Source organism: Pontimicrobium sp. IMCC45349, from assembly GCF_047219225.1.
Lineage (GTDB): Bacteria > Bacteroidota > Bacteroidia > Flavobacteriales > Flavobacteriaceae > IMCC45349.
This window is the reverse complement of the sequence record NZ_CP178208.1, coordinates 2,181,685-2,198,854: the sequence shown is the minus strand read 5'-3', so window position 1 is coordinate 2,198,854 and position 17,170 is coordinate 2,181,685. Positions and strand designations below refer to the sequence as shown.

Sequence of the window (17,170 nt, the reverse complement as noted above, 5' to 3'; positions counted from 1 at the left end):
ATGAAAAAAGTAGTTTTATTAATAGCTTTTATAGTAATTGCGTCTTCTGCAAATGCCCAATTATTTAGTAAAGAACGAATTAAAAACAATGAGAATTTTGATAAACCAAAATTTTCTTGGGGATATTATTTAGGCTTTAATAGTTACGATTTTAATTTTGATTACGAACAAGATTTAAAAGACATTCAAGTAACCAAAACCCTTGGATTTAATGTTGGATTAATAGGTAATATGCGTATTAACGACTATATAGATTTAAGACTTGAACCTGGTTTAGTAATTTCTAAGAGAGAATTAAATTATGATCCTAGTTACTTTAATGGCATGGAGTATAACGCTTCTGATTTGTTTAGAGAAGTTCGTTCAACATACATACACGTACCTCTATTGGTGAAGTTTTCAACAAAAAGAGTAAATAACATCAAACCTTTTGTAGTTGGTGGTATTTCAACAGCATTAAACTTATCTAGTAATCAAGACAATCCTGACGACAATAGTGTAGGACAATTTAGAGCTAAAAAAAGTACTTTATTTTACGAGGTTGGATTTGGAATAGACCTCTATCTATTTTGGTTTAAGTTTACACCATCTATTCGTGGAGTATTTTCGTTTAATGATGAAATTGTAAGAGATTTTGACCCAAATAGTCCTTGGACAAGTAATGTTACAAGCATGAAAACTAGAGGTGTTTTTCTTAATTTTACTTTCCAGTAAAACGACGCTTAAACTCGCTTAACAATATAGCCGCAGCATTTGCTACATTTAAACTTTCGGTTTCTTGAAGATTTCCAAATCTTGGAATAGATATTCTTTTATCTATTTTCTTTTCAACCCTATCTTGAATTCCATTGGCTTCATTGCCCAAGACTAATATTCCTTTGGAAGGCAAATCCATATTATAAATATTACTTCCATCCATAAATGCTCCAAAAGTAACTTCATTACCTGTATCAATAAGATTTTCTAAATTAGTATAAGTAATATTTACGCGTTTAATTGATCCCATTGTTGCTTGAATAACCTTAGGATTATAACAATCTACCGTTTCAGTATTACACACTAAGTTTTTTACTCCAAACCAATCACACAACCTTATAATAGTCCCTAAATTACCTGGGTCTCTTACATTATCAAGAGCTACAATTAAACTATTAAAATCTATTGGTTTAGATTCTGGTATTTCAAAAATAGCTAATGCTGTATTAGGTGTTTTTAAAAAGCTAATCTTTTTTAAGTCATTTTCAGAAATTTTAGTCTGTAAAACATCTGGAACATCAAAATCTAACGTAGATGTATAAAGTTGATGTAACTCTATATTTGAGTTTAAAAGTTCTTGAATCGTTTTTACACCTTCAGCCACAAATAACTGATGTTGTAATCTATACTTTTTTTGTTTTAAACTCGTTATAAGCTTTATTTGGCTTTTACTTAACATTGAAAAAATGTACTTTTGAGCTATTATTAGCTTTAGACAGTAAATCTAAATTTATTTATTGGTTGTTGAAACAAACTCTTGCAAAAATATCATTATTTATATTAACTACTTGCTTAATTGTATCCTGTGATGCTGTAAAAAGAGTTGGAGAGAAAGAACATTTACTTACCCAAACATCAATAACTGTTGATGATAAAAAGAAAAAAAATGAAGATTTAAACAATCTTATTTTACAAAAAGAAAATGCTACTCTTTTAGGTTTACCCTTACGCTTACATATATATAACTTAGCTAGAGAAAATAGAGATAGTTTATTTGAAGTTTGGTTAGATAAAAACCCTAAAAGAAGAGAAAGGCTCACTAAAAAACTATCAAAAAAACAACTAGATCAACTTAAAATTTCTGCTCTTGGTTTTAATAACTGGTTAAAAAAAACAGGAGAAGCTCCAGTAATAATTGATTCCTTAAAAACTAAAAAATCTAAACTTAATCTTGAGCGTTACTATTTTGCGAATGGATGGTTTGACAGAGAAGTTACCTATAAAGTAAATACGCTTGAAAACAAAAGAGCAACTATAGATTATTTTGTAAAAACTGGAGACCCTTATATCTTGGATTCAATTTCATCTTCTATATCATCTCCAATTATCGATAGTTTATATCAAAAAACTAAAAAGTTTTCTCTTATAAAAAAAGGTGAACAATTCAATTTCCAAAACTTTGAAAATGAACGTGAGCGATTAACAACTAATTTTAGAAACTCTGGAGTTTTTCATTTTTCGCAAGACTACATTCGCTTTGAAAATGACACTATTGACACTAATAAAAAAGTAAATATAGATATTCAAATTCAAGATAGAATTATAAGAAACGAAGATTCCATTGCTACAACTCCATTTAAAATTTATAAAATAAAAGAGGTAAATATTATTACAGATGATGCTTTTGAAAATAGAGAAAAACCTATCCAAGACTCTATAAATTTTGAAGGATACAACCTCTATAGTTATGGTAAAATGAAATATAAACCTAAAGCTATAACTGATGCTGTATTAATAACAAAAGGGAACATTTTTAGAGACATTGACAGAACAAGAAGTTACCGCTACCTCAATGAATTGAAAACCTTTAAATATCCAAATATTGAGTATATTGAAAACGAAAATGACACAACGCTAACAGCTAATATTTTTTTAACACCTAAGAAAAAATATGGCTTAGGTTTTGACTTAAACGTTTCGCAAAGTAACATTCAAACTGTTGGTTTTTCGGGTAGCATTTCTTTATTAACTAGAAATGTTTTTAAAGGTGCTGAAACATTAGAGATATCGGCAATAGGCTCTATAGGAGCATCAAAAGATGGTGCAGAAAACGACTCTCAGTTTTTTGATATTAACGAACTAGGTGCTGATATTAAACTAAATATTCCTAGATTATTTTTCCCAATAAATACCGAAAAAATCATCCCTAAGTACATGTCCCCATCTACTAGGATTAGTATGGGTTTCACAAGTCAAAAAAACATTGGACTAGATAAACAAACATTAAACAGTGTTTTTAACTATAGATGGTTACCCTCACAAACAGTAACTAATAGTATTGACTTATTTAACGCACAATATGTTAGAAATTTAAATCCAGGAAATTATTTTAGTGTTTATCAAAATTCTTTCAATCGATTAGAAAATATAGCTTTAAATACATATAATACACCACCAGAATTTATAGAGACTGACAGTAACGGAAATCAAAGTTTAATTCAATCGTCAGCAGATGCGTTTATGGATTTGGTATTACAAGACCAAGCATTTGAAGACTCAAACCCATCAGATTACCAAACAGTAAACAACATTGACGAACGTAAAGACAGACTAACCGAAAACAACTTAATACTGGCTACTAATTTTAGCTACTTAAAAGATAAAAGAGAAAATGTTTTTGACGAAGACTTCTCTATTTTTAGATTTAAAGTTGAGATGGCTGGAAATATGCTTTCCAGTGCTTCAAAATTATTTGGTTTAAGCAAAAATGAAGATGATCGTTACGAAATATCTGGCGTAGCTTTTTCTCAATACATTAAAACTGAATTTGATTACATCAAATTATGGAGTTTAGGGAATAACAATGTTCTTGCAATGCGTAACTTTTTTGGGATTGCTATTCCTTACGGCAACTCTTCTAGTATTCCTTTTTCTAAAAGTTTCTTTGCTGGTGGAGCAAATGACAATAGAGCTTGGACAGCCTACAACCTTGGCCCAGGAAGTTCAGACAGCAATAATGAGTTTAATGAAGCTAACATGAAAATAGCTATAAGCTTAGAACATAGATATAATATTTTTGGAGATTTAAATGGCGCCTTTTTTATTGATGCTGGTAATATTTGGAACACTCTAGATGACGTTGAGGATGAGGATGCTGTATTTGATAGTTTTAACGATTTAAGAAACATTGCTATTGGTGCAGGTTTTGGACTTCGCTATGATTTTGACTTTTTCATTTTTAGACTTGATACTGGTTTTAAAGCATATGATCCTTCATATAGAGACCAAAATCGCTGGTTTAATGATTTTAATTTTGGACACGCAGTTTACAACATAGGTATAAACTATCCTTTCTAAAAATCTCAGTTCTTTTTCCCTAAAACGATTTCGCATTTTTTTGCTTTTTCAAAGGTTTAAACTAAAGCTTATTTACTAAAATTGATTACTTTTGAACTCATCATACAACTAAATAAAATTCAATTATAATGAGTCATAATATTAAAGCTGGAGTAGCTACAGGAAGAGAAGTTCAAGAGATTTTTAAACTAGCAAAAGAAAAAGGATTTGCATTACCAGCTGTTAATGTTGTTGGTTCAAATTCTATAAATGGTGTTTTAGAAACTGCTAGAGACTTAAACGCTCCTGTAATTATTCAATTTTCAAATGGAGGTGCACAATTTAATGCTGGAAAAGGGCTGTCAAATGAAGATCAAAAATCAGCTATTGCTGGTTCTATTGCTGGTGCAAAACATGTACACCAATTAGCAATTGAATATGGTGTTCCTGTTATTTTACATACAGATCATTGTGCAAAAAAACTTTTACCTTGGATAGATGGTTTATTAGATGCAAGTGAGCAACATTTTAAAGAAACAGGAAAGCCATTATATAGCTCACATATGATTGACTTATCTGAAGAACCTTTAGAAGAGAATATTGAAATTTGCAAACAATACCTAACTAGAATGTCAAAAATGGGAATGACATTAGAAATTGAATTAGGTATTACTGGTGGTGAAGAAGATGGTGTAGATAACAGTGACGTAGATGTTTCAAAACTTTACACACAACCAGAAGAAGTTGCTTATGCATACGAGGAATTAAGTAAAATAAGTGACCAATTTACAATTGCTGCTGCATTTGGAAATGTACATGGTGTTTACAAACCAGGAAATGTAAAACTAACACCAAAAATTTTAAAGAACTCTCAAGAATATATTTCTGAGAAATACAATGTTGGTACTAATCATATCGATTTTGTATTCCATGGTGGTTCTGGCTCTACAGTTGAAGAAATTAGAGAAGCTATTGGTTATGGTGTTATTAAAATGAATATTGACACAGATATGCAATATGCATTTATGACAGGAATACGTGAATATTTTAAATCAAATGAAGCATATTTACAATCGCAAATAGGTAATCCTGAAGGCGATGATGTACCAAACAAAAAGTACTACGACCCAAGAAAATGGATGCGTGAAGCAGAAATTGCATTCATAAATAGATTAAAGAAAGCTTTCGAAGATTTAAATAATGTAAATACATTATAAAATTTACGTAGTTTTGCATTCTAACTAACTTAAATTTAGATAAGCAAATTATGGCTTGGTTTAAAAGAAAAGATAAAGGAATTCAAACTCCTACTGAAGCAAAAAGAGATACTCCTAAAGGACTTTGGTATAAGTCTCCTACAGGAAAAGTAATTGATACAGAAGAATTAGAAAAGAATTTTTATGTAAGTCCAGAAGATGGTTATCATGTAAGAATTGGCAGTAATGAATATTTTGAAATTCTTTTTGATGATAATAAATACAAAGAATTAGACACCAAACTAGAATCTAAAGATCCTTTAAAGTTTGTTGACACTAAAAAATATCCAGACAGATTAAAAGCTGCAAAAGAAAAAACCAAATTGAAAGATGCGGTTAGAACTGCTGTAGGTAAATCTAAAGGAAATGATTTAGTAGTAGCCTGCATGGACTTTAGTTTTATTGGAGGGTCAATGGGAAGTGTTGTTGGTGAAAAAATTGCACGTGCTGCAGATTATTCATTAAAAAACAACATTCCTTTCATGATTATATCTAAATCTGGTGGTGCAAGAATGATGGAAGCAGCATTATCATTAATGCAGTTAGCAAAAACATCTGCTAAATTAGCACAATTAGCTGAAGCTAAAATTCCTTACATTTCTTTATGTACAGATCCAACTACAGGTGGTACAACGGCTTCGTTTGCAATGCTTGGAGATATTAACATAAGTGAACCAGGGGCTTTAATTGGGTTTGCTGGTCCTCGTGTTGTAAGAGATACTACAGGAAAAGAATTGCCAGAAGGTTTTCAAACATCTGAGTTTTTATTAGAACACGGATTCTTAGATTTTATATCTCATAGAAAAAACTTAAAAGACAAGGTAAACCAATATATAGATTTGGTTTTAAATCAACCTTTAAGATAAAAATTAAAGCGAGCTAAAGAACTCGCTTTTTTTTATATAAGTTACCCATAATAACTATTGTATATCTTTAATTTTTACTATATTTGCCGCTTGAAAGCGAAAATCGCTTTTCAGTACATAAAAATCATTTAAAACAATATTGGAATGTATTTAACAAAAGAAATTAAAGAAGACATCTTTAAAAAACATGGTAAAGATGCAAAGAACACTGGTTCAGCAGAAGGACAAATTGCATTATTTACTTTTAGAATTAATCACTTAACTGAGCACTTAAAGCAAAATCGTAAAGATTTTAACACGGAGCGTTCATTAGTAAAATTAGTAGGTAAGCGTAGATCTCTACTAGATTACTTAGCGAAGAAAGATATCATGAGATATCGTGCGATAGTTAAAGAATTAGGATTAAGAAAATAAAAAAAGAGAGGCTTCTAGCCTCTTTTTTGTTTTAATAACACTCCTTGTAAGAGTTTAAATTACAGCATTTTTCTGGTTATATTTAAGCAGAATTTAAATTAAGAAGAAGCTAATTATAGTTTTTCATTGGTCACACAACAACTACAACAACACAACTACCAATGTTTAATTAGAATTAAAAAATATTTATGATTCCAAAAGTTTTTAGAGAGGTCATAGACCTTGGTGATGGAAGAGAGATTTCTATCGAAACCGGAAAATTAGCAAAACAAGCGCATGGTAGCGTTGTAGTGCAAATGGGTAATGCTATGTTACTTTGTACTGTAGTATCAAACTATGATGCTGCTAATGTAGACTTTTTACCACTAACAGTAGACTACAGAGAAAAGTTTGCTGCTGCAGGACGTTATCCTGGAGGTTTCTTTAAAAGAGAAGCTAGACCTAGTACAGAAGAGATTTTAACAATGCGTCTTGTAGACCGTTGTTTACGTCCTTTATTCCCAAAAGACTATCACGCTGAAACTCAAGTAATGATTCAATTAATGTCTCATGATGATAACGTGATGCCAGATGCATTAGCTGGTTTAGCTGCTTCTGCTGCCATTCAATTGAGTGATATTCCTTTTGAAACTCCAATTTCTGAAGTACGTGTTGCACGTGTAGATGGAGAATTTGTAGTAAATCCAAGTAGAGAAGTTCTAGATAGAGCTGATATTGACATTATGGTTGGTGCTTCTGCAGACTCTGTAATGATGGTAGAAGGAGAAATGGATGAGTGTAGTGAAGAAGAAATGGTAGAAGCTATCAAAATTGCTCACGAAGCTATTAAAGTACAATGTGAAGCTCAAACACGTTTAGCTGAAGCATTTGGTAAAAAAGAAACGCGCGAATACGAACCAGAAGTTGAAGATGAAGCTATTGCTCAAAAAGTACACGATGCTGCTTATGACAAGTGTTATGAAATTGCAAAACGTGGATCATCTAAGCAAGAACGCGGTTTAGCCTTTAGCGAAGTAAAAGACGAAGTAAAAGCACTATTTACAGAAGAAGAGCTTGAAGAAGTTGGAGGATTAGTATCTAAATACTTTGGAAAAGCACAAAAAGAGGCTGTAAGAAACTTAACTTTAAATGAAGGAATTCGTTTAGATGGTCGTAAAACAACAGATATTAGACCAATTTGGTGTGAAGTAGATTATTTACCATCTACACATGGTTCATCAATCTTTACTAGAGGAGAAACTCAAGCTTTAGCTACAGTAACTCTTGGTACTTCAAGAGAAGCTAATATGATTGACTTACCAACTTATCAAGGTGAAGAAACATTCTATTTACATTATAACTTCCCTCCTTTTTCAACTGGAGAAGCTAGACCTTTAAGAGGCACTTCTCGCCGTGAAATTGGACACGGAAACTTAGCACAACGCGCTTTAAAAGGAATGGTTCCTGAGGATTGTCCTTATACAGTAAGAGTTGTGGCAGAAGTATTAGAGTCTAACGGTTCGTCATCTATGGCGACAGTTTGTTCTGGTACAATGGCTTTGATGGATGCTGGTGTCCAAATAAAGAAACCTGTTTCTGGGATTGCAATGGGATTAATTTCTGATGGCGATAAATATGCAGTATTATCAGATATCCTTGGAGATGAAGATCATCTTGGTGATATGGACTTTAAAGTAACTGGTACTGAAGATGGTATTACAGCTTGTCAAATGGATATCAAAATAAAAGGATTAAGCTATGAAATCTTAGTTAATGCATTAATGCAAGCTAAAGATGGACGTTTACACATTCTTAAAAAATTAACTGATACTATTGAAACACCTAATACCGATGTAAAAGCACATGCTCCTAAGATGGTTACAAGAACTATTCCTGGAGATTTAATTGGTGCATTTATTGGCCCTGGTGGAAAGCATATTCAAGAATTACAAAAAGAAACAGAAACTACGATTGTTATTAACGAAGTTGATGAACAAGGGGTAGTTGAAATTCTTGGAACTAGTCAAGAAGGTATTGATGCTGTTATTGCCAAAATTGAAGCAATGACTTTTAAGCCAGAAAGAGGAAGTGTTTACGAAGTAAAAGTTGTAAAAATGCTAGATTTTGGAGCTGTAGTAGAATATACTGAAGCACCAGGAAACGAAGTATTATTACACGTATCTGAATTAGCTTGGGAGCGTACAGACAACGTAAGCGATGTGGTTAAAATGGGAGACATTCTTGATGTAAAATATTTTGGTGTAGACCCAAAAACACGTAAAGAAAAAGTATCTCGTAAAGCTATTTTACCTAAACCAGAAGGTTGGGAACCTAGACCTCCAAGAGATAACAACAGAGGACGTGACAACAAAGGTAGAGATAATAATCGTAATCGTGATAACCGTAGAGATAACAGAAATCGCGATGACAGAAAACCTAGAGAAGACAAAAAAGAAGATTAATAACCTTCTATAAATCATATCAAAAAGCACTTAATTTTTAATTGAGTGCTTTTTTTTTTAAATCATTTTGTAACATTTACATAAAAGTTTGCGTATAACTATATGACACTTTTTATTAAACCCTTAAAAAGAAGGAGAACTTTACATGAGACAACTTAAAATTACTAAGCAGGTTACTAATAGAGAAACTGCTTCCCTAGATAAATATCTTCAAGAAATAGGAAAAGTTGACTTAATTACAGCAGACGAAGAAGTAGAATTAGCACAACGTATTAAAGCTGGTGATCAAATAGCTTTAGAAAAGTTGACAAAAGCTAACTTACGTTTCGTAGTATCTGTAGCTAAGCAATACCAAAATCAAGGATTAACACTTCCTGATTTAATTAACGAAGGTAATTTAGGATTAATTAAAGCTGCACAACGTTTTGATGAAACTCGTGGTTTTAAATTTATTTCTTATGCTGTTTGGTGGATTAGGCAATCTATTTTACAAGCATTAGCAGAGCAATCTCGTATTGTACGTTTACCTCTTAATAAAATTGGTTCTATTAACAAGATTAATAAAACCTATGCATTTTTAGAGCAGTCGCATGAGCGCCCTCCAAGTGCTGAAGAAATCGCTAAAGAATTAGACATGACTATTAACGATGTTAAGGAGTCTATGAAAAATTCTGGTCGTCACGTATCAATGGATGCGCCTTTAGTAGAAGGAGAAGATTCTAACCTTTACGATGTATTACGTAGTGGAGAATCTCCAAATCCTGATAAAGATTTATTACACGAATCTTTACGTACAGAGATTGAGCGAGCACTTGAAACATTAACACCACGTGAAGCAGATGTTATTCGTTTATATTTTGGTTTAGGAAACCAACACCCAATGACTCTTGAAGAAATTGGAGAAACATTTGATTTAACCCGTGAGCGTGTGCGACAAATTAAAGAAAAAGCTATTCGTAGATTAAAACATACATCTCGAAGTAAAATATTAAAAACATATTTAGGATAGTAATTTATTTACGACTAAATAACCGTAACAAACAGTTACATAACTGTTCGTTTTTTGATTGATGAAAGAACCCTCGGCTGATTACCGAGGGTTCATTTTTTTATACTATTTTTGCTCAAACAACATAACTATATACAATGTCATCAAAACTTATTGCACCTTCAGTATTAGCAGCCGATTTTGCTAACCTTCAAAGAGATATCGAAATGGTAAACCAAAGTGAAGCCGATTGGTTTCATATAGATATTATGGATGGTGTATTTGTACCAAACATATCTTTTGGTATGCCAGTACTTAAAGCTATCTCTCAACATGCTACAAAAACAATTGATGTGCATTTAATGATTGTTGATCCTGATCGTTACATTAAAACTTTTGCTGATTTAGGAAGCGATATATTAACAGTACACTACGAAGCTTCTACACATTTACATCGTACGCTTCAAGCTATCAAAGCTGAAGGCATGAAAGCAGGAGTTGCCCTAAATCCGCATACTAATATTAATGTATTAGAAGACACCATTAACGACATAGATATGGTATGTATCATGAGTGTAAATCCTGGTTTTGGTGGTCAAAGCTTTATTGAAAACACTTACAACAAAGTAAAACAGCTTAAAGCCTTAATAGAGCGTAAAGGTGCTTCAACCATTATTGAAATTGATGGAGGTGTTACTTCTAAAAATGCCAAACAATTAACAGATGCTGGTGCAGATGTATTGGTAGCTGGTAGTTTTGTATTTAAAAGTGATAATCAACCAGAAACCATTAAAGAGCTAAAAGCTATTGCAAACTCTTAGTTTAGCTTTTCACTTCCTTATTCACCGTAACCATAACCATAGCCATAGTTATAGCCATATGATTTGTTTGCTCCTACTGAGTTAACAACATAAGCCATATTTTTAAGCTTGTTCTTTTTATGTAAATCAATAGAGTGATTTATCAGGTTCTTTTCTGTAAAATCTGCTCTAGTAACATACATAGTAGCATCTGCAAACTTAGATATAAGCAAAGTATCTGTAACTAAAATTGTTGGTGCTGTATCTACAATTATATAGTCGTAAATGTCTTTTGCTTCCTCTAATAACGTTTCAAAACGTCCATTAGTTAATAAATGTGCAGGATTAGGTGGCAAACTTCCAGAAATTAATATATCATGATTAGGATGTTGTTCAAATCCTTTTATTAAAGCACTTTGCCAGTTAAAATCTACATCATGCAAATAATTAGAAAGTCCAGCTTTATTCTTTTCAATATCAAAATATGAATGTATTTGCGGATTTCTTAAATCGGCTCCAATCAATAACACCCTTTTATTTAAACTAGATAGTGCTAAAGATAGATTAAGGCTAACAAAAGTTTTCCCTTCACCTTTAATTGTTGAAGTACAAAAGATTACCTTAGCATTATCTCTAGCTGGTAATATATAATTTACATTTGAACTTAATATCCTAAAAGATTCAGCCAGTACAGATCTATCATTTGGATTTCTAAAAATATTATCTCCAGTCTTAATTTTTGGAATTTCGGCAGCTACAGGTATTTCAGATACCATTTTTTCAATATCACTTTTCCCATGTAACTTAGTATCTAACATAAACACAATATACAATACTCCAAAAGGTACCAACAGCCCTAACATAAGAGCTCCTAGATAAACTATATTTGACTTAGGAGAAATTGGTTTAGAACTAGACAATGCATATTCAACTACCTTAACTGAAGGTTCAGTCACTGCCAAGTTTATTGCAGCTTCTTCTCTTTTTTGTAATAATAATAGGTAAAGACTTTCTTTAATATTTTGTTGTCTATTTATAGCTCTCATTAATTTTTCCTTTTCAGGAATTTGAGATACTTGAGATTTAAAAATACCACTACGCCTTTTAATTTGATTTAAAGACAATCTTAGTTGTTTCTTGTAAGCCTCTAAAGACTTATTAATATTAACCTTTAAATCATTTATTTTAGACATTAACAATCGAACTGAGGGGTTGTTTTCACCTGCACTACCAACTAACTTCTCCTTCTCTAAAACTGCAGCATTAAAATCTTGAATTAAATTGTTTACATTACCATTTTCTAAACCAATATTAGCTGGTAATAATCCACTTTCCGAGCTATCATTTACAGCTTCTTCTAAAAGACTCGATAACTCTAATTGATTTTCAATCCTAAATACTTCTTCATCAGATTTTGTTCTTTGCTCAAGACTTAATTGAGTATCTGTTGGAAGATACACTAGATTGTTAGATTGTTTGAAATCTTTTTTATTTATTTCGATAGAATCTAATTCATGAGCTAATAGTAAAAATCTTTCATCAATAAAATCTAATGTACGTTTAGACACTAATTGTCTATCTGTAATACCATCCTCATTAAATACATCTATCAAGGTATTGAGTACTTCTTCTGATTTATGAACACTCTCACCTTTTAAACTAATGCTTAACAAATCACTTTGTTCACCAATTGGATTTACCACTATAGACCTCTTAAGCTTTAATACAGCATTTTTAATTGGAGTAGTATATATTATATATTTTTTCCCAATTGTATTGTTTAACTTTTTAGAATCATGAAACTTTATTTGAAACGGTAAATTATGTTCTTCTATACTTGTGTCATGATTAGAAAATTTAATATTACTTCCATCCTTAGAATCAACAATTTCTATTATATCCTTTTTAATATAAAGTTCATAACTAGACTTTTTAATACTATCTATAGGAACGGTGAAATTATAATCAAAAGGAAGCTTGTAACGCTCAGATGTTTGAATTCTACCTTCTTCATAAAATGTTGATGTTAAATCTAACTGCCTTACTACTTTTTCAAGAATTCTATAAGATGTTAAAATCTCTATTTCATTTTCCAAATTAATATTAGAGCGTTTAAAAACAAATGCAGATGTTGGTAATTCTAAACCATCGTTTTCATCAAGGATCTTAACTTTAGCTGTTGATTGATAAATTCTTGAAGCATACTTTAAGTAAAAGTAACTTGATATTACACAAACCACTAAACTTACAGCAAACCAAGGCCAATAACCTAAGTACTTTTGAATTTCTTGCTTGATATTTAAACTTTCTTCGTTTTCAACAAAAAAAGCATCATTATTAGTTTGTTGCATTATCTATCTTGTTAATAATATGGCTGTACTTAAAACTAAAGAGGCTATTGTTAATACTGCTGCGGAATCACCAATAAAACCAGCAGATTTTACTTTTGGATTATTAGGATTAACAACAATAACATCGTTTGGTTTTATGTAATATGCTTCCGTATCAAACCAATCAGATTTCGTTATATTTATATGAGATACAGTTCTAACTCCATCAACTTCTCGAATAAGCATGATATCTTCTCGTTTTCCTTTTATTGTTAAATCACCTGCCAAACCTAAAGCTTGTAAAAATGTAATATTTTTTTCAGTAAAACTATACGTTCCTGGTTGATTCACCTCTCCTAAAATAGTCACTTTAGCATTCATTAATCTAACTATTACAGATGGATTAACCAAATGACCTCCTTTTTCTAACATTTCAACAATCTTAAGCTCCAAAGTTTCAGTGGTTTCTCCAAGAATAGAAACTTCTCCTAAAATAGGCAGTGAAATAGTGCTATTTGATGACACTAAATACCCTTCAAGCCTCATAACATCCACATTATTAGCCTGAACACTATTTGCAGTTATTTTATTATATGGAATAGCTGTTTCAGGAATTAGAGCTCCAATAGTAACTTTTAGAATATCATTCGGTTGAATTGTAGCATCAGTATAATTTATTTTTGTATTATTATATTGACTTGCATCTTGCATATAAAGGATTTCTTTTCCTGTAGAACAAGATTGCAATATTAGTGCACAAAGCATAAAAGCTAGTATATTAATTTTCATTCGCGAATGCATTTTGGATTAGGTGCAAATATAGTTTGAATTCGTACAATCCCAAAAGTAATGATTGAAAGCTTGTAATTAATTAAACACTATCTAGTTGCTGTTTTTTTGCTACTACTTTTTTTATTGTTACCCTTCTTTTAGCCTTTATTGCAAATGGCAAGGTAAATAACATTGTTCCTAATACAATTAAAAGTGCTAATTGAAAATGTATTTCAATATTAACTAACATAAATGCAATAACTATCACTAAAGCATTAATCAACACTACAACTGCTGTAGTTTTTTTATGATTCAACCCTAACTTAACTAAATGATGATGTATATGGTTTTTATCTGCTTGAAATGGACTAGTTTTAAGCACAAAAATCCTAATAATAAATATTCTTAAAGTATCTAATAGTGGAAAAAATAATACTGCAATACTAATTACAGGGGCAGAATTATAATATATTGAAGTTTCATTTACTTGTGAATCTGCTATAAACCTAACTGCAAAAAATGCTAATAAAAACCCAATAATCATTGAGCCTGTGTCTCCCATGAACATTTTTCGTTTACTAGAAAAATTAACTCTTAAAAAAGGTATCAAGGCACCTGCTAATATAAACGCTACTGTTGCTGCATCATTATTACCAGTTTGATAAAATAATACTCCAAATACAATAGCAGCACAAAGCGCTACAGAACCTGCTAAACCATCGACACCATCTATTAGATTATACGCATTTATTATTAATATAAACACAAATACTGTGAATAATACTGATACAACATAAGGTAATTCAACAACACTAAAAATATTAGAAAACCCAATTAATCGTGTATCTGTAATAATCACTAATAAAAATGACACTAACAATTGCCCTAGAAACTTCTTTTTTGGAGACAATACTATCAAATCGTCTTTAAGACCTAAAAAGAATAACATAGTAGTTCCTCCTGTTAGAATTAGAAACATTCTAGAATTCAACAAAGCGCCAGCTAAACTCATAACCAAGACCAAACTAATAAAAACACTAACACCTCCTAATGTTGGTACTATCTTGGAATGTTCGCTTCTACTATCTGGCACATCTACCAATTGTTTTTTTATAGCTACATACATTAATGGAGCAAATGAACTGTAAGAAATTATCAAGGCTAAAATAAAAGTGCACAACAGAAAAGGCTCTATATACTCTGCACAATTAAAGTTGTCAAGTATTGTTTTAATCATCACATTATTGTTAGGTTTTGTAATATAATAGCTTGGGACTATTTATGTAAAGATAGTCTATTATTTTATAATTAAGTTTTTTTAATAAAAAAACATATTGTAACCATAGAATAACCTTAGATATTATGTTTTTAATTTTTATAAATTTATAAATAAAAGATATTGCAAACAATACGTAGAATTACGTACTTTTAAAAGGTCAATATTGCTGATACTATACGTTCCGCTGTATTACCATCCCATAAAGGAATTTCATTAGCAGTTTTCCAATCACCTTTAAATAACTTATTTAAATAAGGTGCCATATTATCTGGATTTGTTCCTACTAATTCATTAGTTCCCAAAGTTATTGTTTCAGGACGCTCAGTATTATCACGTAAGGTTAAACACGGTACATTCATAATCGTTGTTTCTTCAGTAATGCCGCCTGAGTCTGTTATTACTGCCTTAGCTTTTTCTACCAAATAGTTAAACTCTAAATAGCTTAATGGATCAACTATATGTAATCGTTCATGAACAATACCTAAGCTATTAAATATTTTTGCTGTTCTAGGATGCATAGGAAAAATTAAAGGCAAATCTTGGGTATTAGCAATAATTTCTTGCATCATAGCTTTTAAACTATTTTCATGATCTACATTTGCAGGTCTATGTAAGGTAATAACAAAGTATTCCTTTTCTTGTAAATCTAAATCATTCCAAACCTGTGGTTTTACAAAATTTGGTCTTTGTTTCAACAAGGTATCGATCATAGTATTTCCTACAAAAAATATTTTTTCCTTATCAATACCATTAGCCTTTAAGTTTTGATTTGCTAGTTCAGACGTAGTAAAGAAGTAATTTGTAATACTATCAGTTATCAACCTATTAATTTCTTCAGGCATGGACCAATCGTTTGATCTTATTCCTGCCTCCACATGTGCCACCTTAGTTTTTAATTTTTGAGCCACTACAGCACAAGCCATTGTAGACGTAACATCACCTACTACTAAAACCAAGTCACAAGGATTATCTAACAAATATTTTTCAAACTTAACCATAATATTCGCTGTTTGTTCAGCTTGGGTACCTCCACCACATTCTAAATTTACATGTGGTTCTGGAATTTGTAATTGTTCAAAAAAGCTACCTGATAGTTTCTTATCATAATGTTGCCCAGTATGCACTAACCTATAATCTATTAAAGCACCTTTTTTTTGTACGTTATGAATTTCATGAATTATGGGTGCAATTTTCATGAAATTTGGTCTCGCTCCAGCAACAATAGTAACTTTATACATTTGTTATTAAATTTTTTGATTTAAACTTAAGCTATGCTTTAATAATTAGAGTGCAATATTAATACTTATTAAGATGTAAATTAATAAAAAAACGCACTAAATGTATTTGTCTCTTTATTCTTGAAGGTTGACTTAGTAACCTATAAGTCCACTCCAAATTATTTTTCACCCACCAATGCGGGGCACGCTTTACATTTCCTGTATAAACATCAAAGCTCCCTCCTAATCCTTGATAAACCGCACTATGCTGCTTTTGAATTTCTTCCATTAACAGTTCTTGTTTAGGCGATCCCATGGCTACAAATATTACATCAGGCTTTTTAGATACTATATCACTTATTAAATCTTTCTTTTCCTGATCTGATTTAATATAACCATTTCTATAGTTAACAATATTAATTCCTTTAAACTCCTTTTCTAGCTGTTTTACCGTTTGGTCAATAATTTCTTGCTTTCCACCAACCAAATAAAAAGTCTTTGTTTTATAATAATGAGACACTATATCTAGCCAAAGCTCACAACCAGGTATTTTAGCAGCATCAAGTCCTTTCTTTTTCAAAGCCCAAACAGCTCCAGCGCCATCTGGATATCCTAAATTACGATTAATAATCTCTCTACTTTGCTTTGTAGCATGCAATATTTTTTCTGCATTAACAGCTACTAATATTTGTTGATTTTTAATAGCATACGCCATTAATTCTTCTCTTGAACTAGGTGCATATGTTTTAACACCATTTAGTAAATGTGACTCCATT

14 protein-coding genes are annotated in these 17,170 nt (G+C 31.2%); 8 read left to right on the top strand and 6 right to left on the bottom strand.

Translation table 11 applies throughout. The features are described from left to right. Complete coding sequence (locus tag ACLII3_RS10240; protein WP_412984134.1) at window positions 1–714, top strand: porin family protein; 714 nt, start codon at window positions 1–3, stop codon at window positions 712–714. Here ACLII3_RS10240 and ACLII3_RS10235 read toward each other — a convergent pair. After that, window positions 701–1,435, bottom strand: a complete 735-nt coding sequence (locus ACLII3_RS10235; protein WP_412984133.1) for a TrmH family RNA methyltransferase — start codon at window positions 1,433–1,435, stop codon at window positions 701–703. The two genes, ACLII3_RS10240 and ACLII3_RS10235, sit on opposite strands and share 14 nt — an antisense overlap. 65 nt (window positions 1,436–1,500) lie before the next feature. Between ACLII3_RS10235 and ACLII3_RS10230 the strand changes: the two genes are divergently transcribed. From ACLII3_RS10230 to rpe, 7 genes are all read left to right on the top strand, one after another. Next, window positions 1,501–4,053, top strand: a complete 2,553-nt coding sequence (locus tag ACLII3_RS10230; protein WP_412984132.1) for an outer membrane protein assembly factor — start codon at window positions 1,501–1,503, stop codon at window positions 4,051–4,053. A gap of 128 nt (window positions 4,054–4,181) precedes the next feature. Continuing rightward, window positions 4,182–5,249 carry a class II fructose-bisphosphate aldolase gene (gene fbaA, locus ACLII3_RS10225; protein ID WP_412984131.1) on the top strand — a complete coding sequence of 356 codons (1,068 nt, stop codon included), beginning with the start codon at window positions 4,182–4,184 and terminating at the stop codon, window positions 5,247–5,249. A gap of 50 nt (window positions 5,250–5,299) precedes the next feature. Further along, entirely contained in the window at window positions 5,300–6,154 is an 855-nt protein-coding gene (accD, locus tag ACLII3_RS10220; RefSeq protein WP_412984130.1) for an acetyl-CoA carboxylase, carboxyltransferase subunit beta, read from the top strand. Between the two features lie 144 nt (window positions 6,155–6,298). Next, window positions 6,299–6,568 carry a 30S ribosomal protein S15 gene (gene rpsO / locus ACLII3_RS10215; protein WP_412984129.1) on the top strand — a complete coding sequence of 90 codons (270 nt, stop codon included), beginning with the start codon at window positions 6,299–6,301 and terminating at the stop codon, window positions 6,566–6,568. A 188-nt stretch (window positions 6,569–6,756) separates the two neighbouring features. Continuing rightward, the gene (locus tag ACLII3_RS10210; protein WP_412984128.1) at window positions 6,757–9,009 is read left to right on the top strand and encodes a polyribonucleotide nucleotidyltransferase; all 2,253 of its coding nucleotides are present in this window, start codon (window positions 6,757–6,759) and stop codon (window positions 9,007–9,009) included. Between the two features lie 145 nt (window positions 9,010–9,154). Beyond that, the gene (locus tag ACLII3_RS10205) at window positions 9,155–10,018 is read left to right on the top strand and encodes an RNA polymerase sigma factor RpoD/SigA (RefSeq protein WP_136842664.1); all 864 of its coding nucleotides are present in this window, start codon (window positions 9,155–9,157) and stop codon (window positions 10,016–10,018) included. A 137-nt stretch (window positions 10,019–10,155) separates the two neighbouring features. Continuing rightward, the gene (gene rpe, locus ACLII3_RS10200; RefSeq protein WP_412984127.1) at window positions 10,156–10,818 is read left to right on the top strand and encodes a ribulose-phosphate 3-epimerase; all 663 of its coding nucleotides are present in this window, start codon (window positions 10,156–10,158) and stop codon (window positions 10,816–10,818) included. A gap of 17 nt (window positions 10,819–10,835) precedes the next feature. On the opposite strand, the gene ACLII3_RS10195 is transcribed toward rpe, so the two are convergent. The 5 genes from ACLII3_RS10195 to ACLII3_RS10175 form a co-directional block, all read right to left on the bottom strand. Then, a complete protein-coding gene (locus tag ACLII3_RS10195; protein ID WP_412984126.1) occupies window positions 10,836–13,148 on the bottom strand; it encodes a GumC family protein in 2,313 nt (770 codons plus the stop codon). Window positions 13,149–13,151: 3 nt separating this feature from the next. Beyond that, window positions 13,152–13,916, bottom strand: a complete 765-nt coding sequence (locus ACLII3_RS10190) for a polysaccharide biosynthesis/export family protein (RefSeq protein ID WP_412984125.1) — start codon at window positions 13,914–13,916, stop codon at window positions 13,152–13,154. Window positions 13,917–13,998: 82 nt separating this feature from the next. Then, window positions 13,999–15,135 (bottom strand): MraY family glycosyltransferase, encoded by a 1,137-nt coding sequence (locus ACLII3_RS10185; protein ID WP_412984124.1) that lies wholly within the window; start codon window positions 15,133–15,135, stop codon window positions 13,999–14,001. Between the two features lie 191 nt (window positions 15,136–15,326). After that, window positions 15,327–16,415, bottom strand: a complete 1,089-nt coding sequence (gene wecB / locus ACLII3_RS10180; protein WP_412984123.1) for a non-hydrolyzing UDP-N-acetylglucosamine 2-epimerase — start codon at window positions 16,413–16,415, stop codon at window positions 15,327–15,329. Window positions 16,416–16,473: 58 nt separating this feature from the next. Further along, a complete protein-coding gene (locus ACLII3_RS10175) occupies window positions 16,474–17,169 on the bottom strand; it encodes a WecB/TagA/CpsF family glycosyltransferase (protein ID WP_412984122.1) in 696 nt (231 codons plus the stop codon). Window position 17,170: the final 1 nt, after the last annotated feature.